This is a genomic window from Patulibacter ginsengiterrae, from assembly GCF_056269115.1.
In genome coordinates this window covers 132,343-157,486 of sequence record NZ_JBWDOG010000006.1, presented here as the reverse complement: position 1 = coordinate 157,486, position 25,144 = coordinate 132,343, and the positions used below count along the sequence as shown (strand labels likewise).

Here is a 25,144-nt window from a genome sequence, read left to right as displayed (position 1 = left end):
GATCTCGAGAGAGATCGCCTCCCCGCCGCGCCGGAGACCAACGACGGACACGGAGAGTTCGATGGCCACCACCAGCGTCACCCCCGCTCACCACGCGAGCAGCTTCCTGCAGGGCACCAAGCGGCTGTTGATCGACGGCGAGCTCGTCGACGCGGTCTCGGGCCGGACCTTCGAGACCATCGATCCCGGCACCGGCGAGGTCCTCGCCGTGGTCGCGGAGGGCGACGCGGCCGACATCGACCTTGCCGTCGCGGCCGCCCGCCGCGCCTTCGAGGGGCCCTGGTCGAAGCTCAACCCGTCCGAGCGCGGCCGGATCCTGCACCGCACCGGCGACCTGATCATGGAGCACGCCGAGGAGCTGGCGGAGCTCGAGTCGCTCGACAACGGCAAGCCGAAGGCGGTCGCGCTGGCCGCCGACGTGGCCCTCGCCGCCGACCTCTTCTGGTACATGGCCGGCTGGGCGACGAAGATCAAGGGCGGCACCGTCACGCCGTCGGTCCCGTACCTGCCGGGCGCCGAGTTCCACGCCTACACGCTGCGTGAGCCGATCGGCGTCGTCGGCCAGATCATCCCCTGGAACTTCCCGCTGCTGATGGCCGCCTGGAAGCTCGGCCCGGCGCTGACGACCGGCAACACGGTCGTCCTCAAGCCGGCCGAGCAGACGCCGCTGTCGGCGCTGCGGCTCGGCGAGCTGCTGCTCGAGGCGGGCCTGCCCAAGGGCGTCGTCAACATCGTCACCGGCTACGGCGAGACGGCCGGCGCCGCGCTGGCCGCGCACCCCGACGTCGGCAAGATCGCCTTCACCGGCTCGACCGAGGTCGGCAAGATGATCGCGCGGGCCGCGACCGGCAACCTCAAGCGGGTCTCGCTCGAGCTCGGCGGCAAGTCGCCGAACATCATCTTCGACGACGCCGACGTCGACGCGGCGATCGCCGGGGCCGCCCAGGGCATCTTCTTCAACCAGGGGGAGGTCTGCTCCGCGGGATCCCGCCTGTACGTCGCCGAGCAGCACTTCGACCAGGTCGTCGAGGGTGTCTCGGCCGCGGCCAAGGGGATCAAGGTCGGCTACGGGATGGACGCCGACACGGAGATGGGTCCGCTCGTCTCCCGCGAGCAGTTCGATCGCGTCACCGGCTACCTGAAGCTCGGCCAGGAGGAGGGCTCGTCCGCCGTCGCCGGCGGCAACCCGATCGACCGGCCGGGCTACTACGTCGAGCCGACCGTGATCACCGGCGCCGACGCGAACCACGCGATCGTGCGCGAGGAGGTCTTCGGACCCGTGATCGCGGCGCTGCCGTTCAGTGACGTCGACGACCTCGCCCGCCAGGCCAACGACTCGCACTACGGCCTCGCCGCGGGCGTCTGGACGCGCGACGTCTCCAAGGCCCACCAGCTCGCCAAGCGGATCCAGGCGGGCACGGTCCACGTCAACACGTACCACGTGTTCTCCGCCGAGCTGCCGTTCGGCGGCTACAAGCAGAGCGGCTGGGGCCGCGAGATGGGGGAGGAGGTCCTCAACAACTACCTCGAGACGAAGTCGGTGATCGTCGCCCTCTAGGGGCTTCGGGACGGGCGTCGCGTTCCCCGCGACGACGTCCCGAGACCGCTCGCCGCGGCGAGCACCGGGCGAAGGGTCCGCGCGACGGCGGGCCCTTCGTCGTTCCGGGGGGGGGGGCGGGCACGAGCCGGAACACGGCTGACGCGGTCGTCGGGCGGGGCGGGGCGGTGGTGGGCAGGATCGCCGGGCGGGTCGTCCTTCCGCAGGCCCGACTGTCAGGATCGGGGCATGTCCCGGTCGTTCGAGGAGCTGGTTGCCGAGGCCGAGGCGGTGCCGGTCGCCGGCTGGGAGTTCTCCTGGCTCGCCGGACGGGCAACCGAGCAGCGGCCCTCGTGGGGCTACGCGCGGACGATCGCGCGGCGGCTGGCCACGGCGTCGGCCGCGCTCGACGTCCAGACCGGCGGCGGCGAGGTGCTGGCCGAGGCGCCGGAGCTGCCGACGCTGACCGTCGCGACCGAGTCGTGGCCGCCGAACGTGGCGAAGGCGACCGCGCTGCTGCGACCCCGCGGGGTCGCGGTCGTCGCCGACGCGGACGAGCCGCCGCTGCCGTTCGCGGACGCGACCTTCGACCTCGTCGTCAGCCGCCATCCGGTCACGGTCTGGTGGGCCGAGATCGCCCGGGTGCTCCAGCCCGGCGGCGTCTACCTCGCCCAGCACGTCGGACCGGCGAGCGTCTTCGAGCTGGTCGAGTACTTCCTCGGTCCGCAGCCCGAGGCGGTGCGGCGCGCGCGGCATCCGGACGACGCGCGGGCCGGGGCGGAGGCCGCCGGCCTCGAGATCGTGGACCTACGGCCGGAGGCGCTGCGGACGACCTTCGGCGACGTCGGCGCGGTGATCTACTTCCTCCGCAAGGTGATCTGGATGGTGCCCGGCTTCACCGTCGACGGCTACCGCGAGCGGCTGCGGGAGCTGCACGAGCGGATCGAGGCCGAGGGGCCGTTCGTGGCGACGACGACCCGCTTCCTGATCGAGGCGCGCAAGCCGGGCTGAGCGGCTTGCGGGGCCCTCGGGCTCATGACCCTAAGGTCGCCAGGTTCGAATCCTGCCCCCGCTACTCTCGGAACCCCTGCAAACGCGGGGGTTCCGTCGTTTCTGGGGAGAGCATCGCGGACGGCGACCCGTTCATTGGCCGTCATGTTGGGGGCGCGCATGGTAGGTGCCCGCGACCCGGGGGCGGCTGCTTCTTGGCTGCAGTAGGCGGCAGCGGGATTCACCGCTGCTCGACTCACGTTGTGCCTTCGAGTCGCTTGGCTTCTGCGCGCCACTGCTCCACGATGTCGTCCGCCACATCGCTCCGGCGCGTCTCGCTTGAACCGCGCGGCCGGACTGGATCTTGTCTGCCATCTCTCCGAGTAGACGAGCGGTGCCCCCTGCAAGACTCGGGCAGCGTTCAGAGGATGCTCAACAAGGAAACGTCTCGTGGCTGAGCTGCACCCGACTACGCACCTGCAGGCTGCTGCTTGGGTGCCCGATGACGACCCCGAGCGCCCGTGGGACGAGGCCGCTGCTCTCGCCGCTAACTGGATCTGGGAGCGCAGCGAGATCGAGGGGGGCTTGAGGTGACCCGATGAGGCTGCGAAACGGCAGATCGTGACTTGGCCAAGTGCCAGGGATCTGCCGAGTGCCCCTGATTCGCCCGGAATGGACGCGCGGCCGGCGAACGCCGCATCAACGAACGCCCGCTCCGCGGCGCGATCCTTTGCCCACTTGGCGTCGATCATCGTGGTGGCGATGTCGGCGTGGCCGAGCCACTGCTTGATTGCTACGAGTGGGACGCCTGCGGAGGCCATCTGCGTGCCGAAGGGGTGGCGCAGTGAGCGGAAGAGACTATGCCGCGCTCGCGTCCGCTCATGTGCCCGTCCATTGTTCGATCCGTCATCGGTGGTCGCCGCGACCCGGTTCCTGCGGTGTCGGGCGACGTGCACGATGCTGGCGGCGACCCGTCACGGCCCGAAGTGGAAGCACGTGATCCGCAGGCCGCGCCGGAAGTACATCGCGTGGGCGGCGGCGCGTTCCGGAGTCGGGGCGGAGTCGAGCTGCAGCTCGTCGCAGCCGAGCTGGTCGCGGCGGCGCTCGAGCTCGTCCATCAGGAAGCCGCCGACCCCGAGCCGGCGGGCCCCGGCGTCGGTCACGAGATCGTCGACGTAGAGCACCCGTCCGTAGGCGACGTTGTGGACCAGCTTGTAGGTGGCGACGCCGATCGCGTCCTCCTCGCCGTCGCGGTGGACGCCGAGCACGACCTCGTCGTGGCGGTCGATCGTGACCTGCAGGCGTTCGAGCAGGGCCTCCCGGGTGGCGGGCACGGGGCGCAGCTGGAGCAGCGTGCGGAGGACCGGGCGCGGGTCGGCGGTGTGGTCGCGCAGCGTCAGTCGGGCGGGGGCGGACATCGCCCGATCGTGACGCGGGCCGGGCCCCGGCGAGGTTGGAGCGCCACCGATTCCGCGACCGCCCGATCGTGGCCGCCACGGTGGCGGACCGTGCGCTGACCGCCGTGGCTACTCGGTCGCCGCCAGCGCGCGCCGCGTCGAACCGCGGGCGTTCAGGCGGACCGGGATCAGGATCTGCTGCTGGGCCGGGACCCGCTCCTCGACGATCTCGATCAGCAGCTCGACCGCCCGCGCCCCGATCTGCTCGGGATGGAGGTGGAGGGCGGTCAGCGACGGGGACGCACGGAGGTTGGCGTCGGAGTCCGAGTAGCCGGCGATCAACAGGTCCCCGGGAACGTCGAGACCGCGGGTGGTGGCCGCGAGCTGGGCCCCGAGCGCGAGCCGGTCGAGTGCGGCGAGGATCGCGTCGGGGCGGTCGCCCTCCAGCAGCCGGCCGGCGGCGGCGAAGCCCGCTCCCTCGCCGAGGTCCTCGCTGACGATCTCGATCTCGGGCCGGCGACGACGCTCGGTGCACCAGGCGAGGTAGGTCTCGCGCATGTCGTGGGCGTAGGAGGTGCCCAGCGGGGCCGAGATCAGGGCGATCCGCTCGGCGCCGGCTCGCTCGAGGTGCGCGAGCAGCCGCCGGGTGCCGGCGGCGTGGTCGTTGTCGACCCACGGTCCGCTGTCCTCCTCGCCGTCCTCGTGGGCGATCCGCCCGGTGGTCACGACCGGGGTGCCGGCGGCGCGCAGATCGGCGACAGTCGGGTCGTCGGCGACCGGGTCGACGACGACCGCGCCGTCGATGGCGGTCCGCTGCCAGGCGTGCTCGCCCTCCGCGCCGCTGGTCGACAGGACCAGCGCGTAGCCCCGCGAGAGCGCGGCGGTGCTGGCCGCGCTCAGCAGTTGAACGAAGTACGCAACGTCGGTGATCATCGACGGCGAGCCGGCGCCGGGGTGGGCGACGGTCAGGCCGAGCAGCCCGGTCCGGCCGCCGACGAGCCGCTGCGCCGAGGGGTTCGGGCGGTAGCCGAGCCGCTCGGCGACCTCGCGGACGTGGGCCCGGGTCGTCTCGGGCAGTCGGCCCTTGCCGTTGAGGGCGTGGGACACGGTCGTCACGGAGACCCCCGCCTCGGCGGCGACGTCGCGGATACCGACCCGCTTGCTCCGTTCTGGACGACTCACCTGGCGGATCCTACTCACATCCGGACTTGACAGACAAAAACGGTTTTGCGTAAGGTCCATCACAGAGCGACCTCGAGACGGGGGCCGGGAGGGTCATCCGTTCCGTGGTCGGTCTGCAGGAGGGGAGGGTTCGTGAGGTGCCCACCGACGGCGCAGGCCGGCGGCGGTCGTTCCCCACTCACGAGCCGAGGCCGGGTCACGCGGTCCCCTCTGTCGCCCTCGTGACGCTGAAAAAACGTTCTTGCAACCTGGAGCCCCAGAGATGACACCGAAGCACGACCCGCACATGTGGACCAGCCTGCTCCACGCCGGCCTCGCCGGATCGTTCATGGGCGTGCCGCACGTGCCGGCCGACACGGCGGCGCTGCGTGAGCACGGGGCGACGGCCGCGATCTACGGGATCCCGTTCGACGCGACCAACATCAGCCGGACCGGCGCCAACTACGGCCCCCGCGAGATCCGCGAGATCTCGGTCCAGTACAAGCCATACCTCGCCAACTACGACTTCAACCTCTTCGACGCGCTGAACGTCGTCGACTGCGGCGACGTCAACGTCGCGCTGGCCAACGCCGAGGTCACCTTCGCCCGGGCCCAGCACGACATCGGCCAGATCATCGGCGCCGGCGCCCTGCCGGTCACGCTCGGCGGCGACCACTCGATCGCGATCCCGGCCGTCCGCGCGGTCAAGGACCACGTCGCCGATCCCGGCCTGATCCTGATCGACGCCCACCTCGACAGCGCGCCCGACGTCGGTGGCGAAGAGCTCAACCACTGCTGCCCGATCACCCGCGCCGTCGACGCCGGCTTCGACCCGGCCAAGATCGTGCTCGTCGGGATCGGCGGCTGGATGAACCCGCGGGCCGAGCTCGACTACTGCGAGGAGAAGGGCATCAGCGTCGTCTGGCTCGACGAGATCGCCGAGAAGGGGACCGCCTGGGCCGTCGACCGCGCGCTCGAGATCGCCGGCGCCGGCGACGGGGTCTACCTGAGCTTCGACGTCGACTCGCTCGACGCCGCCTACGCTCCCGGCACCTGCTGCCCGACCCCGGGCGGCCTGACCGCCCGTGAGGCGATCGAGCTCGTCCGCGGCGTGTCCCGGCCCGGCCTGGTCGGCGTCGACGTCGTCGAGACCTCGCCGAGCCTCGACCCGACCCCGACCACGAGCCTGATCGCCGGCCGGATCGCGCTCGAGGCGATGGCCTTCCACGCCGGCTGCGGGCGCTGATCACGTGAGGGTCCTGCTCGTGCAGGCCGCCCCCGAGCCGGGGGCGCGCCGCGCCAACATCGCGACCGTGCGGACGGCACTGGAGGAGCACCCCGAGGTCGAGCTCGCGGTCTTCCCCGAGCTGTTCCTGGACGGGTACGACCCCGCGAACGCCCACCGCACCGCCAGCACCGCGGAGGAGGCGATCGCCGAGATCGCCCCCGTCGCGGCGCAGCAGCAGACGGCGGTCGTCGTCGGGTTCGCCGAGCGGCGGGGGGACGCGATCGCCAACAGCGTCGCGCTCGTCTCCGCCGCCGGCGAGCTGGTCGACGTCTACCGCAAGACGCACCTCTTCGGCGCCGTCGAGCACGCCACCTTCACCCCCGGCGACGAGTACCTCGTCGCGCCGCTCGCGGGCCACCGGGTCGGCCCGCTGAACTGCTTCGACGTCGAGTTCCCGGAGCCCGCCCGCGCGCTCGCGGGGGCGGGGGCGGAGCTGCTCGTGACGATCGCGGCGAACATGGCCCCGTACGCCGATCAGCACCGGCTCGCCGCCCGCTCGCGGGCGCTGGAGAACCGGCTGCCGCACGTCTACGTCAACCGGGTCGGCCACGAGTCCGGCCACACATTCGTTGGCGGGAGCTGCATCGTCGACCAGGACGGCCGAGTACTGGCCGAGACAGACCCGGGGGACCGACACGAAGCCGGCACCCCGGTGCTGCTCGTTGCCGACGTGCCCGTCGGAGATCGTCCCCACGACGACTTCGACTACCTCGATCATCTGCGTGACCGCTTGCCGGTCCGCACCGCTCACCACCCGACCGCGCAAGGATCCGCATGAGTACGACCAAGACCCCGGCGACCGTCTTTCAAAGAAAGGCCACAGGACTCGTCCGTGAAGGACGAACGCGCGACGCGCTCTTCTACAACGTCATGTGGTCGAGCGTCGCCCTGACGTTCGGCTTCTTCTGGCTGTTCTACGGGTTCTACCCGGGGGCCAACGCGATCGTCGGCTTCCTGATCGCCTCGGCGCTCGGGCTACCGGGCGCGTTCCTCTACGCGATGCTGACCCAGGTCATGCCGCGGACCGGCGGGGACTACGTCTTCAACAGTCGCGCGCTGCATCCATCGATCGGCTTCGCCGCCAGCTTCAGCTTCTGCTTCTGGCTCGCGGTCGTGATCGGCGTCTACACGACCTACATCGCCGAGTACGGCTTCGGCGCGCTGGCACGGATGATCGCCGGCTACACCGGGGCGACCGGCTGGTTGAGCGTCGCTGACTGGCTCACCTCGAGCTGGGGCCTGTTCATCGTCGGCACCTTCCTGCTGATCGGCTCCGCGGCGCTGTTCGCGCTCGGCGGCCTGCGGCTGTTCTTCAAGGTCCAGATCTGGGCCTTCGCCATCTACCTGATCGGCGCCCTGCTGATCCCGATCCTGCTCGGCCTGTTCGGCAGCCACGCCGGGTTCCTCGGCCAGTTCGACAGCTACTCCGCCAACCTCGGCGTCTCCGACGCTGCCGCCAAGCTGGCCGCCTCGGCCCGCGATGCCGGGCACGCCTCGACCGAGTTCTCGCTCAGCGCGACGATCAAGTCGGCGTCGATCTGGTGGTTCATCTTCGGCTTCATCTACTCCAGCAACTACTTCGCCGGCGAGATCCGGATGCAGCGCCGCACGCACCTGTTCTCGATCCCCGGCGCCGTCGGCCTGGTCGTCCTGATCCTGCTGCTGCTGACCCCGGCCTTCACCAAGATCGTCGGCTACGACATGGCCGGTCAGTTCGGCCTCGCCGATCCGGCCAGCTACGGCTTCTCCGGGGCCCCGGCCTACGCCGAGCTGATGGCGATCGCGTCCGGCTCGCCGATCATCGGCGGCATCATCATCCTCGGCTTCGCGGTCTCGATGATGGTCTGGCTGCCCCAGACGATCCTGCTCGTCAGCCGCAGCATGTTCGCCTGGTCGTTCGACCGCGTGATGCCGCAGGCGCTCTCCTACGTCGAGCCGAAGACCCGCTCGCCGCTGGTCGCGATCGTCGTGATGACGAGCCTCTCGATCGCCAGCACCGCCGTCTACTCGTTCACCGACTGGTTCTCGTCGCTGGCCGCGCTGCTCGGGCTCTCGCTGACCCTGCTGGTGACGGCGATCTCCGGTGTGGTGCTGCCGCTGCGTCACCCCAAGCTGGTCGCTTCGACCGCCTACGGCCGCAAGATCCTCGGGATCCCGATGCTGTCGCTGGTCGGCGGCCTCGCGGTGCTCGGCTTCGGCGGCGCGATCACGATCCTGCTGATCGACCCGAACTCGGGTGCGAGCCTGGCCAACAACCCGGGCAAGCTGATCATGGCCGTCGGGGTCTACGTGGTCGCGATCGCGATCTACATCATCAGCCGGGCGATCCGCAGTCGCCAGGGATACGACCTCGACCTCGCGTACCGCGAGCTCCCGGCCGAGTAGAAGGAGCACGATGGGACTCTTCGGCAAGCGCAAGAGCGCCGCGGGTGCGGCCAGTCAGCGGATCTACTTCGCCAGCGACATCCACGGCGCCGAGGTGCTGTGGCGGAAGTTCCTCAACGCCGGTCGCGTCTACGAGGCCAACACGCTGATCATGGGCGGGGACGTCACCGGCAAGGTGGTGATCCCGCTCGTGGAGGCGGAGGCCGGTGGCTGGACCGCCGATCTCTACGGCGACGTCCAGCATGCCGTCACCGACGACGAGATCAAGGCGCTCGAGGACCGGATCCGCAACAGCGGCCTCTACCCGCACCGGATGACCCCGGAGCAGGTGACCGAGGTCGGTGGGATGGAGGAGGAGCGCCGCGAGGAGTGGTTCGCGGAGGTCATGCTCCAGACGTTCCGCCGCTGGTTGGAGCTGGGGGCCGAGCGCCTCGACGGGACCGACGTCCGCTGCTTCATGATGCCCGGCAACGACGACCCCGACGGCGTCGACGGCGCGATCGAGGAGGCGACCCGGGTCGAGGCCTGCGACGAGCGGATCGTGACCTTCGGCGACTACACGATGGTCTCGATGGGGTGGGCGAACCGGACCCCGTTCGATTCCCCGCGCGAGATGGACGAGTCGGAGCTGTTCGACCGGGTCAGCGCGCTCTGCGAGCAGGTCGAGGACCGCGATCGCCTGATCCTCAACCTGCACGTGCCGCCGTACGACTCGCGGCTGGACACGGCGCCGGCGCTCGACGCCGACCTCAACGTCGTGATGTCCGGGTCGGAGCCGAAGCTGGTCCCGGTCGGCTCGACGGCGGTCCGTGAGCTGATCGAGAAGTACCAGCCGCTGCTGTCGCTGCACGGCCACGTCCACGAAAGTCCCGGTGCGACCGAGATCGGCCGTACGGTGTCGATCAACCCGGGCAGCGATTACCACACGGGCCGGATCGCCGGCTGCCTGATCAACCTGACACCGGGACGCGTCCGCCATCAGTTCGTGACCGGATGACCACCGAGGAGCAGAGCATGATGAGCACGACCGAGAGCGGTGTCCTGCCCGAGCTGCCCCAGGAGGCAGCGCGGCTGGCGGCGCTGGCCACCGAGCAGGGCGTGCGGATGCGCCTGCTCGGGGGGATCGGCATCCGGCTGCTGCTGGGCGAGCGGATGCCGCCCGCGCTGTACCGGACCAGCGACGACCTCGACTACCTGACCGACCGCAGCTCGTCGCGGGCGGTCGAGCGGCTGCTGGCGGAAGCCGGCTGGGAGGGCGACCGCGAGTTCAACGCGCTCAACGGTGCCCGCCGGCTGATCTTCCACCACGATCCGACCGGTCACAAGATCGACGTCTTCGTCGAGTCGTTCGAGATGTGCCACGCGTTGCCGCTGGCCGAGCGGATCGACGTCGAGGACCGGACCCTCGCCGCCGCCGAGCTGGCGCTGACCAAGCTCCAGGTCGTGAAGCTGAACCCGAAGGACCAGGGCGACCTCTACGCCCTGTTCGCCGGGCTGCCGGTCGCGGACCACGACACGGACGCGATCAACGGCGCCCGGATCGCCGAGCTGACCGCTCGCGACTGGGGCCTCTGCCACACCCTCGAGATCAACCTCGACCGGCTCCGCGAGGGGCTGGCCGAGAGCGCGCTCGACGCGGGCGAGCGGGTCCTCGTCCGCGAGCGGCTCGACGCCCTGTCGGCCGCGATCGAGGCCGCCCCGAAGTCGCGCGGCTGGAAGCTGCGGGCGAAGATCGGCGAGCGCAAGCGCTGGTACGAGCTCCCGGAAGAGGTCGAGCGGGAGGGCTGAGCCGGACCCGGCGACCCGTCCGCTCAGGCGGGCGGGTCGCCGGCGGCGCGCCGCTCGGCGGCCAGCGCCAGGACCAGCGTCGCGATCGTCGTCGGATCGCGCAGCGAGCTGCCGAGCGTGTCGGCCAGGCGGCCGAGCCGGTAGCGGAGCGAGTTGGGGTGCAGGTGCAGCGAGGCCGCTGCGGCGGCCGCGTCGAGGTCGTGCGCGAAGTAGGCCAGCAGCGCCTCGCGCAGGCCGGGACGGGCGTCGATCGCGGCCAGCACCCGTTCCACCTGGGGCGCGATCGCCGCCGGTTCGACCTCGCCGACGACCAGCGCGGGCAGGTCGACGTCGACGTAGCGGCGCCAGCGGTCGTGGTGGTCCCCGGATCCGGCGCCCGCGACGGGGCTCGGGCCGTTGGCCGTCCGCGGTGCGCGGCCAACGGTGGCGGGAGCGGTCAGCGTGTCGGCGACGACGTGCGCGTCGGCGCCGCTGCGGGCGATCGCGGCCGCCCCGGCGCCGCCGCGCCCGACGCCGATCGCGATCCCGTCGGTGTCGGCATCGGCGGTCAGGCGGCGGAGCAGTTCGTCGGGGACGTCGCCCTCGGGGACCGCGACCAGCGCCACGACCCGGCCGCGGTCGACGGTCACGAGCCGGGCGACCCCGGCCGCCGCCAACCGCTCGTCGATCCGCCGCTCGATCCGCTCGACCCCGGCCGGCGTCTGGAGGCCGGGGGCGGGGGCGACGGCCAGGACCGCGCTCGGCGCGCGCAGGTCGATCCCGCAGGCGGTCGCCCGCGCGCGCAGGGTCTGCTCGTCGCCGACGCCCGCCAGCAGATCGGTCAGCAGCAGCCGCCGCAGCTCCCGGTCCTGGCGGAGGCCGGTCTGCTCGAGCCGGCCGACCGCGGCCAGCAGCGGGGCGGCGGCCTGGAGCACCGGGCGGACCAGCCGGTGGTCGTGGAGCTCGCGTCCGCGCGCGGCCAGCGCCAGCCAGCGCCCGTCGGGATCGGCCGCGTCCGGCGCGACCGGGGCGACGACGATCCGCCAGCCGTCCCGCTCGACCTCGCGGACGCCGGCCGCGGGATCGTCCAACAGCTCGCCGAGGCCGGAGGGCAGCTCGCCGATCGCCTCCTCGGGCGTCCCGTCGGGATGCAGCACCGCGACCGACGACTCCAGCAACCGGGCGAGCCGGCGGACGACGGTCGGCTGCGGGTCGCTGGAGGAGAGCGCGTCGACGAGGTACCGCTGCATCGACGAGAGCCGCTGGAGGATCCGCATCTCGGACGAGAGCAGCGCCCGCTGCACGAACCCCTCGATCTCGCGGAAGGGGGTCTGCAACGGCACGCTGAAGACCGGCAGTCCGAGCTCGCGGGCGGAGTCGAGCAGCGGCTCGGGGACGCTGGCGAAGCCGAGGTCGAGCCCGATCCCGAGCGCCGCCACCCCGGCCCCGAGCAGCTCGCCCGGCAGCGCGCGCTGGGCCTCGACGTTGCCGATGAGGCGGACGCCGGTGCTCAGCATCACCCAGTCGGGCGCGAGCCAGCGAGCCGGACGGTCGATCTCGATCGCGTGGACGCCGGAGACCCGCCGAGCGCGCGCCTCGTCGCCGCCGACGACCAGCTCGAGCTGCAGGTCGTGCTGGTCGAGCAGGTCGCCGAGGCAGAACAGCGAGGAGGGGCGGTTGGCGGGCATGGGTCGGTCGGAGCGGGGGTGGGGGAGCGGAGGCCTGACGGCCATCATCGTGGACCGACAACCATTGTGCTCGCCACGAACGACATCGGTGGCCTTCGTCGTCAACCCCGTTGCGAGCGGTCCGTCCCAACGCGAGGCTGGGACCATGCCCCAGCCGGTCGCCCCCCGACGTCCCGTCGCCTCCGAACACGCCGGTCAGCTGCTGATCGGCGGCCACTGGCGGGTGGCCACGACCACCGATCCGCACGTCTCGCCCGGGGACCCGAGCTGGACCCTGGCGGAGATCGGTCGCTCGACCCCCGACGACGTCCACGAGGCCTACGCCGCCGCGTCGCGGGCCCAGATCGACTGGGCCGAAGGCGGCGCCGGTCGTCGTTCAGCGGTCCTGCACCAGTGGGCCCGGCTGGTCGAGGACGAGCTCGAGGAGCTGGCCCAGCTGCTCGCCGCGGAGGAGGGCAAGGCCGTCCGCGACGCGCGCGGCGAGGCGAAGCGGACCGTCCAGATCCTGCGCTGGTTCGCGGGCGAGGCGCTGCAGCCGGCCGGCGACGTGCACCCGCGGACCGAGCCCGACACGCTGCCGCTGACGATCGAGCGGCCGCTCGGCGTCGTCGCCTGCCTGACCCCGTGGAACTTCCCGCTCGCGATCCCCGCCTGGAAGATCGCCCCGGCGCTCGCCTACGGCAACGCGGTGGTCTGGAAGCCGAGCGAGCTGGCGACCTGCTGCGCGACCCGGCTCGCGGAGCTGGCCGCCGAGGCCGGGCTCCCCGACGGCGTCCTCAACCTGCTGCCCGGGCCGGGGGCGCCGATCTCCGACGCGCTGACCGAGGACCCGCGGCTGGCCGCCCTGACCTTCACCGGCTCGACCCGCGTCGGCCGCCTGCTGCAGGCCGCGACGGCCGCCCGCGGGATCCGGGTCGGCGTCGAGATGGGCGGCAAGAACGCCGCGGTCGTGCTCGCCGACGCCGATCTCGACGACGCCGCCGACCAGATCGTCCGCGGGGCGATGCTCGCGACCGGCCAGCGCTGCACCGCGACCAGCCGGCTGTACGTCGAGCAGGCCGTCCACGACGCGCTGGTGGAGCGGATCGTCGAACGCGTCGGGCAGATGGTCGTCGGCGACCCGCTCGACGACGCGACCCAGATCGGGCCGCTCGTGAGCCGGACCCAGTTCGATCGCGTCGCGGGCTACCTCGCGCAGACCGCCGACGACGGCATCGAGGTCCGCGCCGGCGGCACCGCCGGCGATCCGGAGCGCGGCTTCTTCGTCGCCCCGACCGTCGTCACCGGCGTCCCCGAGGGGCACCCGCTGCTGCACGAGGAGATCTTCGGGCCGGTCCTGGCGATCGTCCCGGTCAGCGACTTCGCCGACGCGATCGTCCGCGTCAACGACTCCGAGTACGGGCTGTCGGCCGCGATCTTCACCCGCGACCTCGCCTCGGCGATGCTCTTCGCCGAGCGGGTCGAGGCGGGCATGGTCCACGTCAACCGCGAGACCGGCGGCGCCGATCCGCACGTGCCGTTCGGTGGCGACAAGGCCTCGTCGGCGCTCGACCGCGAGCAGGGCGTCGCCGCCCGCCGCTTCTTCACCACCACCCGCAGCGTCTACGTCCGCATCCGGTCGCGGGCGTGAGCGCCACCGCCCGGCGCCCGGCCGGCGCCGACCACCCGACCGTGCGGCCAACCGCCGCCACCACCGACCTCGATCAGGAGAGAGCACGATGAGCACGAAGACCGGAAGCGCCCTCTGGCATCCCTTTGCCGACATGGGAGCCGTCGAGAGCGCCCCCTTCGTGATCGACCGCGGCGAGGGCTGCTGGGTCTGGGACGAGAACGGCCGTAGCTACCTCGACGCGACCGCGGCCCTCTGGTACGCGAACCTCGGTCACGGCCGGGCCGAGATCGCCGACAAGGTCGCCGCCCAGCTGCGCAAGCTCGACGGCTACAGCATCTTCGGCGACTACTCCAACCGTCCCGCGATGGAGCTGGCCGACCGGCTCGCCGCGCTCGCCCCGAGCCCGGGCACGAAGGTCTTCCTCGCCTCCGGCGGCGGCGACGTGATCGACTCCGCGGCGAAGCTCGCCCGGCGCCACTTCCAGCACGGCGGACAGCCGGAGCGCTACCACCTGATCAGCCGCCGTCACGGGTACCACGGGACCCACGGCTTCGGCACCTCGGTCGGCGGGATCGAGGGCAACACGACCGGCTGGGGCCCGCTGGTCCCCGGCACGTCGGTGATCGACCACGACGACCCGGCCGCGCTCCAGGCCGAGATCGATCGCATCGGCGCCGACAAGGTCGCCGCGTTCTTCTGCGAGCCGGTGATCGGGGCCGGCGGCGTGCGCCCACCCGCGCCCGGCTACATCGAGGCGGTCGCCGCGATCTGCCGTGACGCCGGCGTCCTGTTCGTCGCCGACGCGGTGATCTGCGCCTTCGGCCGGCTCGGGACCTGGTTCGGGATCGACCGCTGGCCGGTCGAGCCGGACATGATCACGACCGCCAAGGGCCTCAGCTCCGGCACGATCCCGATCGGCGCGCTGCTGGTCGCCGGTCACATCGCCGAGCCGTTCTTCACCGGCAAGCCGGGCGCGCCGGTCTTCCCCCACGGCGCGACCTACGCCGGCCACCCGGTCGCGGCGGTCGCCGCGCTGACCGCGATGGACATCTACGAGCACGAGAACCTGATCCCGCGCGGGCGCGAGCTCGAGGGCGAGCTGGCCGACGCGCTGACGCCGCTGGCGTCGCATCCGCTGGTGTCCGAGGTCCGGGCCGGGACGGGCCTGATGGCCGGGGTCGAGCTGACCGCCGAGGCCCGTGCCGTGCCGGGCGCGGTCGCCGCCTGCCAGCGAGGCGCGCGCGATGCCGGCGTGCTGGTGCGCCCGCTCGGGGTGGGCGTCGCCGTCTCGCCGCCGCTGACGATCAACAGCGCCGAGATCAGCAAGATCGGCGAGGGCATCCGCGCCGGGCTCGATGCCGTTCACGCGCACGTCGAGGCCGCCTCCTGAGCAGCCCGCGGCGCGAACTGCTCGCGCCGTGATGAAGCGAGTCGTCGACGGTTGCTCGTCGGCGGCTCGTCGTCGTTGTGATTCATCGCTTCCTGCGTAGGATGGAGGGATGGGGACCGTGGGCTTCGACGACCCGAGCAACCGGATCGCCAGCTCGGCCGACCTCTCGGGGATCCCGCGCGAGGAGCGCGAGGCGCGCGAGCGGATCGGCCAGCTGCCGCCCGAGCTGGCCGCGGTCCTGCGCGAGACGCTGCCGTCGGTCGCCGACGAGATCCTCGACGCGATCCGGGCCGAGGTCGACGAGTACCGGCGACCGTTCGAGGGGGCCTTCGGGGCCGTCGTCCGCCAGGGCGTCGAACTGTCGCTGGGGGAGTTCGTCGACCTGCTGGAGGACCCGGCCCGGCCGCCGTCGGGCACGACGATGATCGAGGAGGTCGGCCGCGGCGAGGTCCGCTCCGGCCGCACCCTCGACGCGCTCCAGGCGGCCTTCCGCTGCGGCGCCCGCGTGGCCTGGCGGCGGTTCGGCGATGCCGCCCGCGAGCACGGGGCCGACCAGGCGACGCTGATCCGGCTCGGCGACGCGATCTTCGCCTACATCCACCGGCTCGCCGCGCTCTCGGTCGCCGGCTGGGCCCACGAGCAGTCGCTGCGGGCGGGGGCGACCCAGCGCTCGCGCGACGCGCTGATCCGGCTGGTGACCGCCGATCGTGCGACCGAGCCCGCCGACTTCGTGACCGCCGCGCACGACCTCGGCTGGGTGCCGCCGAAGGCGGTCGCGGTGGTGCTGCTGCCCGATGCCGACGGGCCGGGAGACCTGCTGCGGATCGACCCGACGGTCGTCGCCGGGGCCCAGGACGCGCTCGCGATCGGGATCGTCCCGGCGAACGTCGTCCGCGACCGGCTGCCCGGGAGCCTGCGCGGGCGGACGGCGGCGATCGGCCCGACGGTCCCGTGGGCGGACGTCGCCCGCTCCTACCGCCGCGCCCGCTCGGTCCTGGTCCTGCACGACGCGGGGCGGCTGGCCGGGGCCGACGGGGGGCTGCTGCGGGCCGAGGACCACCTCGCGCTGCTCGTCGTGCACGCCGATCCGGAGGCGGCCGACGAGCTGGCGGCGACGACGCTCGGCCCGCTCGACGCGCTGCCGGCCGGACGCCGCGATCGCTACCTGGAGACCCTGCGGGCATGGCTCGACCACCGTGGTCACGGCCCGCGGATGGCGGAGGCGCTGCACCTCCACCCGCAGACCGTCCGCTACCGGCTGGCGCGCCTGCGCGAGCTGCTGGGCAGCGACCTGGAGGACCCGGAGGAGCGGTTCCGGCTGGAGCTGGCGCTGCGCCGGCGGGGCGTGCGCTGAGGGCCGCGCGGGGCGCGGGGGCCGTAGGGGCGTGGGGGCGTGGGGCGCGGGCATTGAGCCAGAACCAGGCCGGCAGCACCGAGGCCCGGTGACCCGGGTCCCGGCGGGCCGCCCGCCGCGGATGGCCGTCAGGCGGAAGCCCGATCGGCGTTGGCGAGGATCGCATCGTGCACGTAGCTGGCGAACCCGGGGGTGACCTCGTCCCAGCTCGCCGCATAGCGCGGGTCGGAGACGTAGAGCGCCGCCAGGGCCCGGTGCTGCTCGTGGTCACAGACGTAGAACCAGCGCGTCAGATGCTCGCGGTGGGCCTCGGCCAGCGCCACCGCGACCGGCCCGTCGGCGGGTTCCTCGGCGCGGAGCGCGTCGGCGAAGCCCGCGATGTTCTCGTCCGCCTCAGCCTTGATCGCGACCCAGTCGTCCTTGGTGTAGGCGGCGGTCCTGCGCTGCGATTGCCTCCAGGCCTCGGTCGCGCCCCAGCGCTGCTCCGCCTCGGCGGTCTGCTCGGCGAGCTTCGTCGTACCGAAGATCTCGAACTGCTCCTCGGGGGTCAGGGAGATGCCCATCCTTCGTGCCTCCATCTCGTGTTCGACCGCATCGAGCAGGGCGCCCGTGCGGGTCTGTCGGTCGCGGAGCAACCGGTGTTGTCGACGCAGGTGGTCGTCGCTGCGGCCCTGCGGGTCGGCGAGGATCTCGGCGATCTCGTCGAGCCCGAAGTCCAGCTCGCGGTAGAAGAGGATCTGCCGCAGCCGGGCGAGGTCCGCTTCGGCGTAGAGCCGATAGCCAGCGGAGCTCCGCTCGCTGGGAGCCAACAGGCCGATGCCGTCGTAGTGGTGCAGGGTGCGCACCGACACGCCCGACAACCGGGCGACTTCTCCGACCGTGTACTCGTCCACGGAACGATCATGCAGCCTCACGTAGCGTGAGGGTCAAGGGCGGATCGAGATCTGGTCGCGGGCGAGGCCGGGCAGGCGCCCACGGCGCGCGATCCCGGGGGGACGGAGGCGGGTGGAACCAGGCGGCGAGGGCGCGGACGGACCGGGTCGCGCGGCGACCCGTGTGCACGTCGCACGCACGATGTCGTGCACCGCTGGGCGCGGCGGCCGGGCGCGACTACTGTCGACGGTCGCGTTCGATTGCCGTCTCGAACACGATCCTTATGGTCTCCACGTCTGTCCTCCGTGGCCGCGCCGGTCTGTGGTTCGCCGGTGCCGTGCTCGTCACCCTCGTCCTGCTGGCCGTGCTGCCGCATGCCGCCCCCGGTGCGCCGAGCAGCTCCGCGCTGCGCAGCGAGATCGACCGCCAGCGAGGGCGCGAGCAGCAGCTGTCCTCGACCGCCGACCGACTCGGTGCCCTCGAGGCGTCGGCGTCGAAGGCCGTCGCCGCCGCCCAGAAGCGGCTCGACGACGTGCAGCAGCAGTACGACCAGACCCAGGCGCGGCTGAAGGCGACGACCACCGACCTGCGCGAGACCCGCGAGCGGCTGGTGCGGCTGCGCCGACGCCTGGCCGAGGGCCGCGTGATGCTCGCGGAGTCGCTGCGCGCCCGCTACACCGCCGATCCGCCCGGGATGGTCGAGGTCGTCCTCAACGCCAAGGGCTTCAACGACCTGCTCGAGCAGGTCGACTTCCTCAAGCGGATCCAGAACCGCAACACCGACCTGCTCGGCCAGATCCGGGTGGCGCGCGACGGGGCGACGAAGGACGAGCAGCACCTGACGACCCTGCGCACCAGCCAGGCGCGTCAGGCCGCGGTCGTCACCCGCCAGCGGGACGCGATGGCGTCGATGACCAGCGGGCTGGAGCAGCGGCGTGCGTCGCTGGCCGAGGCCCGCCAGGCGCGGCTGTCGGCGCTCTCCAACGCCCGCAGCAAGCGCCAGAGCGCCGAGCGCACGCTCTCCCGGCTGCAGGCTGAGCAGCGGCGCGCCGCGCGTCAATTCACCGCCCCGGCCGCGGCGGCCGCCGGTACCCGCTCGGTCGCGTCGAGCGGTGGGGGCGGCTCGTGGGCGATCCCGTGGGCGATCGTCCAGTGCGAGTCCGGCGGCCAGAACGTCGGCCCCAACTACATGGGTGCCTCGGGCTACTACCAGTTCATGCCGGCGACCTGGAAGGGCCTCGGCGGCAGCACCCCGCACGCCTACCAGGCGTCGAAGGCCGAGCAGGACCGGCTCGCGGCCAAGCTCTGGAACGGCGGGGCGGGGGCGCGGAACTGGGACTGCGCCGCCATCGTCGGGATCATCTGAGGCGTCCGTAGGCGCTTCGCATCTCGCCACCCGTGGCCCTCGGCAGGACTGGCGTCCAGCTGTCGGGACCACGGTCGGCGACCTGCTCGGCCTACGAACGCCTCAGACGGAGCCCCGGGGGGTTCTTCGGGTCCAGCTCTCGCATCGCGCGCGCCGACCTGCTTGGTTCACGACCACCTCAGACGCAACCGCGCCGCGTGGTTGACGGGGGCCACGAACGCCTCAGACGGATCCCCCGGGCGTGTGCTTCGGGCTTCGGCCGGTTAGGACTGCGCGAAGCGGCCCATCGTCCGCTCGGGGCGGACGCCGCCGAGGTACTTGGCGTAGATCCGGTGGTAGGCGAGCTCCTCGCGGGTCCGCAGCGGCGGGGTGACGATCGTGCGCTCGCGCTCGAACTCGTCCTTGCTGATCGACGCCTCGAGTTGCTTCTGGAGGACGTCGGCGGCACCGCTGCCGTCGCCGAACTGGAGCTTCGGGCGCCAGAGGATCTCGTACGGGATCCAGCCGTCGAACGCGTGCCGCAGGACCCGCTTCTCCAGCTGCTCGGGCTTGGTCGTGTCCGACGCCTTCCAGCCGGGGGCGAGCGAGAGCGCCTGGGCGATCACCTCACGGTCGAGGAACGGCACCCGCGCCTCGAGCCCGTGGGCCATCGTGACCCGGTCGGCGCGCTGGAGGTTGAGGTCGTGGAGCCCGCGGATCGTGCGGACCAGCTCGCCGTGGAGCTTCTCCGGCGAGGCGAACTCGTCGTGGTAGTAGTCGTAGCCGGCGTACAGCTCGTCGGCGCCCTCGCCGGTCAGGACGACCTTGACGTGGCGCGCGGCCAGCTCGGCGAGGAACCAGTTGGGGACGGCACTGCGGACGAGGCTGGGATCGAACGACTCGATCGCCTCGATCACCGGATCGAGCGCGGCGACCGCCTCGTCGGCGGTGTAGATCGCCTCGTGGTGGTCGGTGTCGAGGAAGGTGGCGACGACCCGTGCGGCGAGCAGGTCGGGGCTCTGCTCGGTGCCGACCGCGAAGGTCTTCAGGCGGCGACCGCGGGCCTTCAGGAAGTCGGCGGCGATCGCCGCGATCAGGCTCGAGTCGAGGCCGCCGGAGAGGAAGACCCCGACGTCGACGTCGGCCATCATGTGGCGGTCGACCGAATCGACGAGGACCTCGCGCGTGGAGCGCAGGATGTCCTCCGGGATCGGCGCGCCCGGCTGCTTCGGCCCCGGCGTCCGCGGCACGTCGACGACCTCGGGCGGGACCGCGTCGGCGAACCGGACGAGGCCGTGCTCGGGGGTCCAGGCGCAGCCCGGAGGGAAGGTCTCGACCGCCCACCGCCAGTCCTCGTCGAAGGCGCGGATCTCGGACGCGAAGCGGACCTCGCCCTCGCGGCGGGCCCAGTAGAGCGGCTTGATCCCGAGCGGGTCGCGGGCGGCGAGGAAGGTGATCCAGTCCTCGTCGGCGTCGGGCGGCGGGGGAGGGCCGGCGAGGCAGATCGCCCACATCCCGAGCAGCTCGGCGAGGGCCTGGACCCCGCGCTCGACGACCAGGTGCAGCGCGACCTCGTTGTCGGAGTCGGTGTCGAAGAGCGCGCCGTCGAGGGTCTGGCGGACGTCCTCGTGGTTGTAGACCTCGCCGTTGCCGACGAGCCAGAGCGTCCGGTCGCCGAGCGGCTGACGGCCACCCGCGAGGTCGACGATCGAGAGCCGCGTGTGGCCGAGCCAGGCCTCGTCGCCGACCGACACCTGGCCGATGTCGTCCGGGCCACGGTGGGTCAGGCGGGAGAGCATGCGGACTCCCGCGTCGGCGTTGGCTGCCCCGTATACGGCGGCGATTCCACACATGCACCTTCACGCTAGCGCTCTTGGGGGCGCCCGGGGCCGGGTGGGTCGCGGTGGCCGACCGAGAGCGGTCGCGAGCGCGATCGTCGGCGTGGCGGGGTTGGTCGGGCCCGAGCGGTGGGTGGGGCCGACGAGTTGCTGATGCGGATTTGGTGCCTATATGACCCACAATCCGCATCAGCTCGCCGTCGCCCGTCTCCTCGGCTGGCCGGCCTACCACCGCGCCTCAGTCCGCCGACGCGGCCTGCGTGGCTGCCGCCCCCGCCGGCCGCTGGTTCGCGTGGGCGATCGCCACGAGGTCGAGCGCCTCGTCGAAGTCGGTGCTGCCGAGGGCGGGCGGGGCCAGCTCGGAGCGGGCGGGCGTGCGGGAGAGCCGGACCGGGTTGGCGGGCACGGTGACCTCGCGGCCGTCGGGGCCGGGCAGGGTCGTGGTCGGCGCCAGGCCCAGCCGCTCGGCGAGCGCGAACGCGCCCGCGATGTCGTTGACCTCGCCCGCGGGTACCCCGGCGTCGAGCAGTCGCGGCGCCCAGTCGGCCGCCGGGCCGGTCGCGAAGCGGGCCTCGAGCGCGGCCCGCAGGTCGTCGCGGTGAGCGACGCGGGCCGTGTTGGTCGCGAAGCGCTCGTCGGTCGCCAGCTCGGGTGAACCGAGCACGCCGCAGAGCGCGGCGAACTGGCGGTCGTTGCCGCAGGCGAGCACGAGGTCGCCGGTGCCGGTCGGCAGGACCTCGTAGGGGGCGATGCTCGGGTGGGCGTTGCCGAGCCGCGGCGGGATCGCTCCGGCGGCGGTGAAGCCGCTGCCCTGGTTGACGAGCCCGGCGAGCAGGCAGGAGAGCAGGTTCAGCTCGATCCGCTGGCCCTCGCCGGTCTGGTCGCGGTGGCGCAGCGCGGTCAGGATCCCGTTGACGGCGAAGAGCCCGGTGATCACGTCGACCAGTGCGACGCCGACCTTCTGCGGCTCGCCGCCGGGCGTGCCGGTGATGCTCATCAGCCCCCCGAGCGCCTGGACCAGCAGGTCGTAGCCGGGCATCGTGGCGCCGGCCCCGCGGCCGAAGCCGGTCACCGAGCAGTAGAGGAGGTCGGGGTTGCGGGCGGCGAGCGCGTCGTAGCCGAGTCCGAGTCGGTCCATCACGCCGGGCCGGAAGTTCTCGACGACGACGTCGGCGCGGTCGGCCAGCTCCAGCGCCTGCTCACGGCCCTCGGGTGTCGAGAGGTCGATGGTCACGCTGCGCTTGTTGCGGTTGACCGAGAGGAAGTAGGTCGCGGTCCCGTCCTCCGCGTACGGAGGGCCCCACGAGCGGGTGTCGTCGCCGGCGCCGGGTCGCTCGACCTTGATCACGGTCGCGCCGTGGTCGGCGAGCAGCATCGTCGCGAGGGGTCCGGCGAGCACCCGCGAGAAGTCGAGGACGACGAGATCGTTCAGCGGGTGGCTCGGCATGGGCTAGATATTATAGGATCTAGGAAACGCCCCTAGGAGAACCCCGTGGCCTCGACCGAAGCTCCCACCCGCCCGAACGACTACCTCAACGTCGACAGCCTGCTGTCCGACGAGGAGCGGGCCATCCGCGACGCCGTTCGCTCGTTCGTCAACGACAAGGTCCTGCCGGACGTCGGCGACTGGTTCGAGGAGGGGACGGCCCCCAAGGAGCTGTTCCCCGAGCTCGGCAAGCTCGGCGTGCTCGGCATGCACCTCGAGGGCTACGGCTGCGCCGGCACCAGCGCGACCGCCTACGGGATCGCCTGCCTCGAGCTGGAGGCGGGCGACAGCGGCATCCGCTCGATGGTCTCGGTCCAGGGCTCGCTGGCGATGTTCGCGATCTGGAAGTGGGGCTCGGAGGAGCAGAAGCAGGAGTGGCTGCCGAAGATGGCCGCCGGCGAGGCGATCGGCTGCTTCGGCCTGACCGAGCCCGACTCCGGCTCCGACCCGTCGTCGATGCGGACCACCGCTCGTCGCGACGGTGACGACTGGATCCTCAACGGCCAGAAGATGTGGATCACCAACGGCTCGGTCGCCGACGTCGCCGTCGTCTGGGCCCGCTGCACCGACGACGACCGCGTCCGTGGCTTCGTCGTCCCGACCGACGTCAAGGGCTTCTCCGCGCCGGAGATCCACAAGAAGCTCTCGCTGCGCGCCTCGATCACCAGCGAGCTGGTGCTCGACGACGTCCGCCTGCCCGACAGCGCCGTGCTGCCCGAGGTCGCCTCGCTGCGCGGGCCGCTCTCCTGCCTCAACGAGGCCCGCTACGGGATCGTCTGGGGCGCGATCGGCGCCGCCCGCGCCTGCTTCGAGTCCGCGCTCGAGTACGCCGGCACCCGGATCCAGTTCGACAAGCCGATCGCCTCGTTCCAGATCCAGCAGCAGAAGCTGGCGAACATGGCGCTCGAGGTCAACCGCGGCACGCTGCTCGCGCTCCACCTCGGTCGGATGAAGGACGCCGGCACGCTGCGCCCCGAGCACGTCTCGATGGGCAAGCTCGGCAACGTCAACGCGGCCCTCGACGTCGCCCGGACCGCCCGCCAGGTGCTGGGCGCGAACGGGATCACGCTCGAGTACCCGGTGATCCGGCACATGAACAACCTCGAGTCGGTCGTGACGTACGAAGGCACGGCGGACGTCCACTCGCTGGTCATCGGTCAGACGTTGACCGGGATCAGCGCCTTCCGCTGAGCCCCGGCCCGACGGCTTCTGCCCGACCGTCCCGCAGAGGACGTTCGGGCTTCCGCCGACCGGGGGGTACGCGGCGCCGCCGCCTCCTCCCGTGGCGGTCCCCGGGGCGAAGATCGACCCGGAATCCCCCGCAGTACGAAGAGAGAAGACCGACAGATGACTGAGACCACCAACATCGACCGGATCGGCGTCGTCGGCGGCGGCCAGATGGGCACCGGCATCGCCGAGGTCAGCGCTCGCGCCGGCTGCGACGTCGTGATCGTCGAGGTCTCCGACGAGGCCGCCGCCGCGGCCCTCGGCCGGATCGAGCAGTCGCTGGCCCGCGGCGTCAAGCGCGGCAAGCTGAGCGAGGAGGAGGCTGCGGCCACCCTCGGTCGCGTCCGCGCCTCCGGCTCGATCGCCGAGCTGCGCGACCGCCAGCTGGTCGTCGAGGCCGTCGTCGAGCAGAAGGACGCGAAGCTCGCCGTCATCAAGCAGCTGGCCGAGATCGTCGAGGACCCTGAGGCGATCCTGGCCTCGAACACCTCGTCGATCCCGATCGTCGAGCTCGGCGCCGCGGTCGGCGACCGCTCCTCGCACGTGCTCGGGCTGCACTTCTTCAACCCGGTCCCGGTGCTCTCGCTGGTCGAGATCATCCCCTCGCTGCTGACCGCCGAGTCGGTCGCCGAGCGGGCCCGCGGGTTCGTGGTCGACCGGCTCCACAAGGACCCGATCAACGCCCCCGACCGCGCGGGCTTCACCGTCAACGCCCTGCTGATCCCGTACCTGCTGTCGGCGATCCGGATGCTGGAGCAGGGGCTGGCCTCGGCCAAGGACATCGACAACGGCATGGTCAAGGGCTGCGCGCACCCGATGGGGCCGCTCGCACTGAGCGATCTGATCGGGCTCGATACGGTGCTGGGCGTGGCTGAGACCCTCTACGCCGAGCAGCGCGAGCAGCTGTTCGCCCCGCCGGCCCTGCTCCAGCGGCTGGTGTCCGCCGGCCGGCTCGGCCGCAAGACCGGCCACGGGCTGTACGACTACCCGTGATCGCACGCCCCGCCCATCGGAGCTCGACGTGGTGAGCAGCGGTCCCTCGCGGCCGCAGACCACCCAGGAGCACGCCGTCGACTGGTTGCGTCACGCGATCGTCACCGGTGCGCTCCAGCCGGGGGCGCGGGTCAATCAGGAGGACGTCGCCGCGCAGATCGGGGCCAGCGTGGTCCCGGTCCGCGAGGCGCTGCGGGTCCTGGAGCAGGAGGGGCAGCTGACCTACATCCCGCGCCGGGGCTACTTCGTCACGCGGCTGGACATCGCCGATCTGGAGGAGATCTACGAGCTCCGCCGGATGATCGAGGAGCGGGCCGCGCGGGAGGCGCTGCCGCTGCTCGACGACGACAGCCTGGCGCGGATCCAGCTGGCCGCGAAGGAGTGCGTCGACGCGATCGAGGCCGGCGACGTCGCCGCGGAGCTGGCGGCCAACCGCCGCTTCCACTTCGCGATCCTCGAGGCGCCGCAGCGGCCGCACACCCAGAAGCTGATCCGGGTCCTGTGGGACTCGACCGAGGCCTACCGAGCGCTGTACTACAACGTCCCCGAGGAGCGGCACGCGTCGACCGACGCCCACGACCGGATCCTCGAGGCGCTCCGCGACCGCGACGCCGACCGGCTGGTCGTCGAGCTGGACGAGCACCGCGGCCGGGCGCTGATCGTCCTGCGCGGGATCCTCGGCGACGGCGAGTAGCGGCCGTCCGGACCGCGGTCGCCCTAGGGCGTGTCTGGCAGAGGTCGAGCGTTCTGGCTGGAGCTCTGGTCCCGCGTCGCGTTTCGGTTGCTCTCGACCGAGCCCGTCCGCGACCGCAG

The 25,144-nt window shown here is 72.4% G+C and carries 21 protein-coding genes; 14 read left to right on the top strand and 7 right to left on the bottom strand.

What is annotated here, in order from left to right; genetic code table 11:
• Window positions 1-61 precede the first annotated feature (61 nt).
• Both ACVUH9_RS11055 and ACVUH9_RS11050 read left to right on the top strand, forming a co-directional pair.
• A complete protein-coding gene (locus tag ACVUH9_RS11055) occupies window positions 62-1,558 on the top strand; it encodes an aldehyde dehydrogenase family protein (protein ID WP_475756816.1) in 1,497 nt (498 codons plus the stop codon).
• Between the two features lie 228 nt (window positions 1,559-1,786).
• Window positions 1,787-2,548 (top strand): class I SAM-dependent methyltransferase, encoded by a 762-nt coding sequence (locus tag ACVUH9_RS11050; RefSeq protein ID WP_475756814.1) that lies wholly within the window; start codon window positions 1,787-1,789, stop codon window positions 2,546-2,548.
• On the opposite strand, the gene ACVUH9_RS11045 is transcribed toward ACVUH9_RS11050, so the two are convergent.
• The 3 genes from ACVUH9_RS11045 to ACVUH9_RS11035 all read right to left on the bottom strand — a co-directional run bounded on the left by ACVUH9_RS11045 (window position 2,446) and on the right by ACVUH9_RS11035 (window position 5,106).
• Window positions 2,446-3,483, bottom strand: a complete 1,038-nt coding sequence (locus ACVUH9_RS11045; protein ID WP_475756812.1) for a tyrosine-type recombinase/integrase — start codon at window positions 3,481-3,483, stop codon at window positions 2,446-2,448. The two genes, ACVUH9_RS11050 and ACVUH9_RS11045, sit on opposite strands and share 103 nt — an antisense overlap.
• 18 nt (window positions 3,484-3,501) lie before the next feature.
• The gene (locus ACVUH9_RS11040) at window positions 3,502-3,945 is read right to left on the bottom strand and encodes a GNAT family N-acetyltransferase (protein ID WP_475756810.1); all 444 of its coding nucleotides are present in this window, start codon (window positions 3,943-3,945) and stop codon (window positions 3,502-3,504) included.
• A 108-nt stretch (window positions 3,946-4,053) separates the two neighbouring features.
• Window positions 4,054-5,106, bottom strand: a complete 1,053-nt coding sequence (locus ACVUH9_RS11035) for a LacI family DNA-binding transcriptional regulator (protein ID WP_475756808.1) — start codon at window positions 5,104-5,106, stop codon at window positions 4,054-4,056.
• A gap of 262 nt (window positions 5,107-5,368) precedes the next feature.
• Between ACVUH9_RS11035 and speB the strand changes: the two genes are divergently transcribed.
• Genes speB through ACVUH9_RS11010 form a run of 5 tightly spaced genes read left to right on the top strand, consistent with a single transcriptional unit; the run spans window position 5,369 to window position 10,546 of the window.
• Window positions 5,369-6,331 carry an agmatinase gene (gene speB, locus ACVUH9_RS11030; protein WP_475756806.1) on the top strand — a complete coding sequence of 321 codons (963 nt, stop codon included), beginning with the start codon at window positions 5,369-5,371 and terminating at the stop codon, window positions 6,329-6,331.
• Between the two features lie 19 nt (window positions 6,332-6,350).
• Window positions 6,351-7,151: a nitrilase-related carbon-nitrogen hydrolase gene (locus tag ACVUH9_RS11025; RefSeq protein ID WP_475756805.1), complete on the top strand. Its 801-nt coding sequence runs from the start codon at window positions 6,351-6,353 to the stop codon at window positions 7,149-7,151.
• Window positions 7,148-8,758, top strand: coding sequence for an amino acid permease (locus ACVUH9_RS11020; protein ID WP_475756803.1), 1,611 nt, complete (start codon window positions 7,148-7,150; stop codon window positions 8,756-8,758). Before ACVUH9_RS11025 ends, ACVUH9_RS11020 begins: the two co-directional genes overlap by 4 nt.
• Before the next feature lie 10 nt (window positions 8,759-8,768).
• Window positions 8,769-9,755, top strand: coding sequence for a metallophosphoesterase family protein (locus ACVUH9_RS11015; RefSeq protein ID WP_475756801.1), 987 nt, complete (start codon window positions 8,769-8,771; stop codon window positions 9,753-9,755).
• A 20-nt stretch (window positions 9,756-9,775) separates the two neighbouring features.
• The gene (locus tag ACVUH9_RS11010; RefSeq protein WP_475756799.1) at window positions 9,776-10,546 is read left to right on the top strand and encodes a hypothetical protein; all 771 of its coding nucleotides are present in this window, start codon (window positions 9,776-9,778) and stop codon (window positions 10,544-10,546) included.
• Window positions 10,547-10,569: 23 nt separating this feature from the next.
• On the opposite strand, the gene ACVUH9_RS11005 is transcribed toward ACVUH9_RS11010, so the two are convergent.
• Window positions 10,570-12,213: a PucR family transcriptional regulator ligand-binding domain-containing protein gene (locus ACVUH9_RS11005; RefSeq protein WP_475756797.1), complete on the bottom strand. Its 1,644-nt coding sequence runs from the start codon at window positions 12,211-12,213 to the stop codon at window positions 10,570-10,572.
• A gap of 145 nt (window positions 12,214-12,358) precedes the next feature.
• On the opposite strand from ACVUH9_RS11005, the gene ACVUH9_RS11000 reads away from it, so the two are divergent.
• From ACVUH9_RS11000 to ACVUH9_RS10990, 3 genes are all read left to right on the top strand, one after another.
• Complete coding sequence (locus ACVUH9_RS11000; protein WP_475756795.1) at window positions 12,359-13,843, top strand: aldehyde dehydrogenase family protein; 1,485 nt, start codon at window positions 12,359-12,361, stop codon at window positions 13,841-13,843.
• An 88-nt stretch (window positions 13,844-13,931) separates the two neighbouring features.
• A complete protein-coding gene (locus tag ACVUH9_RS10995) occupies window positions 13,932-15,215 on the top strand; it encodes an aminotransferase family protein (protein WP_475756793.1) in 1,284 nt (427 codons plus the stop codon).
• A gap of 109 nt (window positions 15,216-15,324) precedes the next feature.
• The gene (locus tag ACVUH9_RS10990; protein WP_475756791.1) at window positions 15,325-16,569 is read left to right on the top strand and encodes a PucR family transcriptional regulator; all 1,245 of its coding nucleotides are present in this window, start codon (window positions 15,325-15,327) and stop codon (window positions 16,567-16,569) included.
• 128 nt (window positions 16,570-16,697) lie between these two features.
• On the opposite strand, the gene ACVUH9_RS10985 is transcribed toward ACVUH9_RS10990, so the two are convergent.
• The gene (locus tag ACVUH9_RS10985) at window positions 16,698-17,462 is read right to left on the bottom strand and encodes a MerR family transcriptional regulator (RefSeq protein WP_475756789.1); all 765 of its coding nucleotides are present in this window, start codon (window positions 17,460-17,462) and stop codon (window positions 16,698-16,700) included.
• 263 nt (window positions 17,463-17,725) lie between these two features.
• On the opposite strand from ACVUH9_RS10985, the gene ACVUH9_RS10980 reads away from it, so the two are divergent.
• Window positions 17,726-18,808 carry a transglycosylase family protein gene (locus ACVUH9_RS10980; RefSeq protein ID WP_475756787.1) on the top strand — a complete coding sequence of 361 codons (1,083 nt, stop codon included), beginning with the start codon at window positions 17,726-17,728 and terminating at the stop codon, window positions 18,806-18,808.
• Window positions 18,809-19,071: 263 nt separating this feature from the next.
• Here the strand turns inward: ACVUH9_RS10980 and asnB are convergent, their stop codons facing one another.
• Complete coding sequence (gene asnB, locus ACVUH9_RS10975; RefSeq protein WP_475756785.1) at window positions 19,072-20,640, bottom strand: asparagine synthase (glutamine-hydrolyzing); 1,569 nt, start codon at window positions 20,638-20,640, stop codon at window positions 19,072-19,074.
• 223 nt (window positions 20,641-20,863) lie between these two features.
• Window positions 20,864-22,072 carry a CaiB/BaiF CoA transferase family protein gene (locus ACVUH9_RS10970; RefSeq protein WP_475756783.1) on the bottom strand — a complete coding sequence of 403 codons (1,209 nt, stop codon included), beginning with the start codon at window positions 22,070-22,072 and terminating at the stop codon, window positions 20,864-20,866.
• A gap of 99 nt (window positions 22,073-22,171) precedes the next feature.
• Between ACVUH9_RS10970 and ACVUH9_RS10965 the strand changes: the two genes are divergently transcribed.
• From ACVUH9_RS10965 to ACVUH9_RS10955, 3 genes are all read left to right on the top strand, one after another.
• Window positions 22,172-23,302: an acyl-CoA dehydrogenase family protein gene (locus tag ACVUH9_RS10965; protein WP_475756963.1), complete on the top strand. Its 1,131-nt coding sequence runs from the start codon at window positions 22,172-22,174 to the stop codon at window positions 23,300-23,302.
• Between the two features lie 156 nt (window positions 23,303-23,458).
• Entirely contained in the window at window positions 23,459-24,331 is an 873-nt protein-coding gene (locus ACVUH9_RS10960; RefSeq protein ID WP_475756782.1) for a 3-hydroxybutyryl-CoA dehydrogenase, read from the top strand.
• Between the two features lie 31 nt (window positions 24,332-24,362).
• Complete coding sequence (locus ACVUH9_RS10955; protein ID WP_475756780.1) at window positions 24,363-25,025, top strand: GntR family transcriptional regulator; 663 nt, start codon at window positions 24,363-24,365, stop codon at window positions 25,023-25,025.
• The last annotated feature ends 119 nt before the right edge of the window (window positions 25,026-25,144 follow it).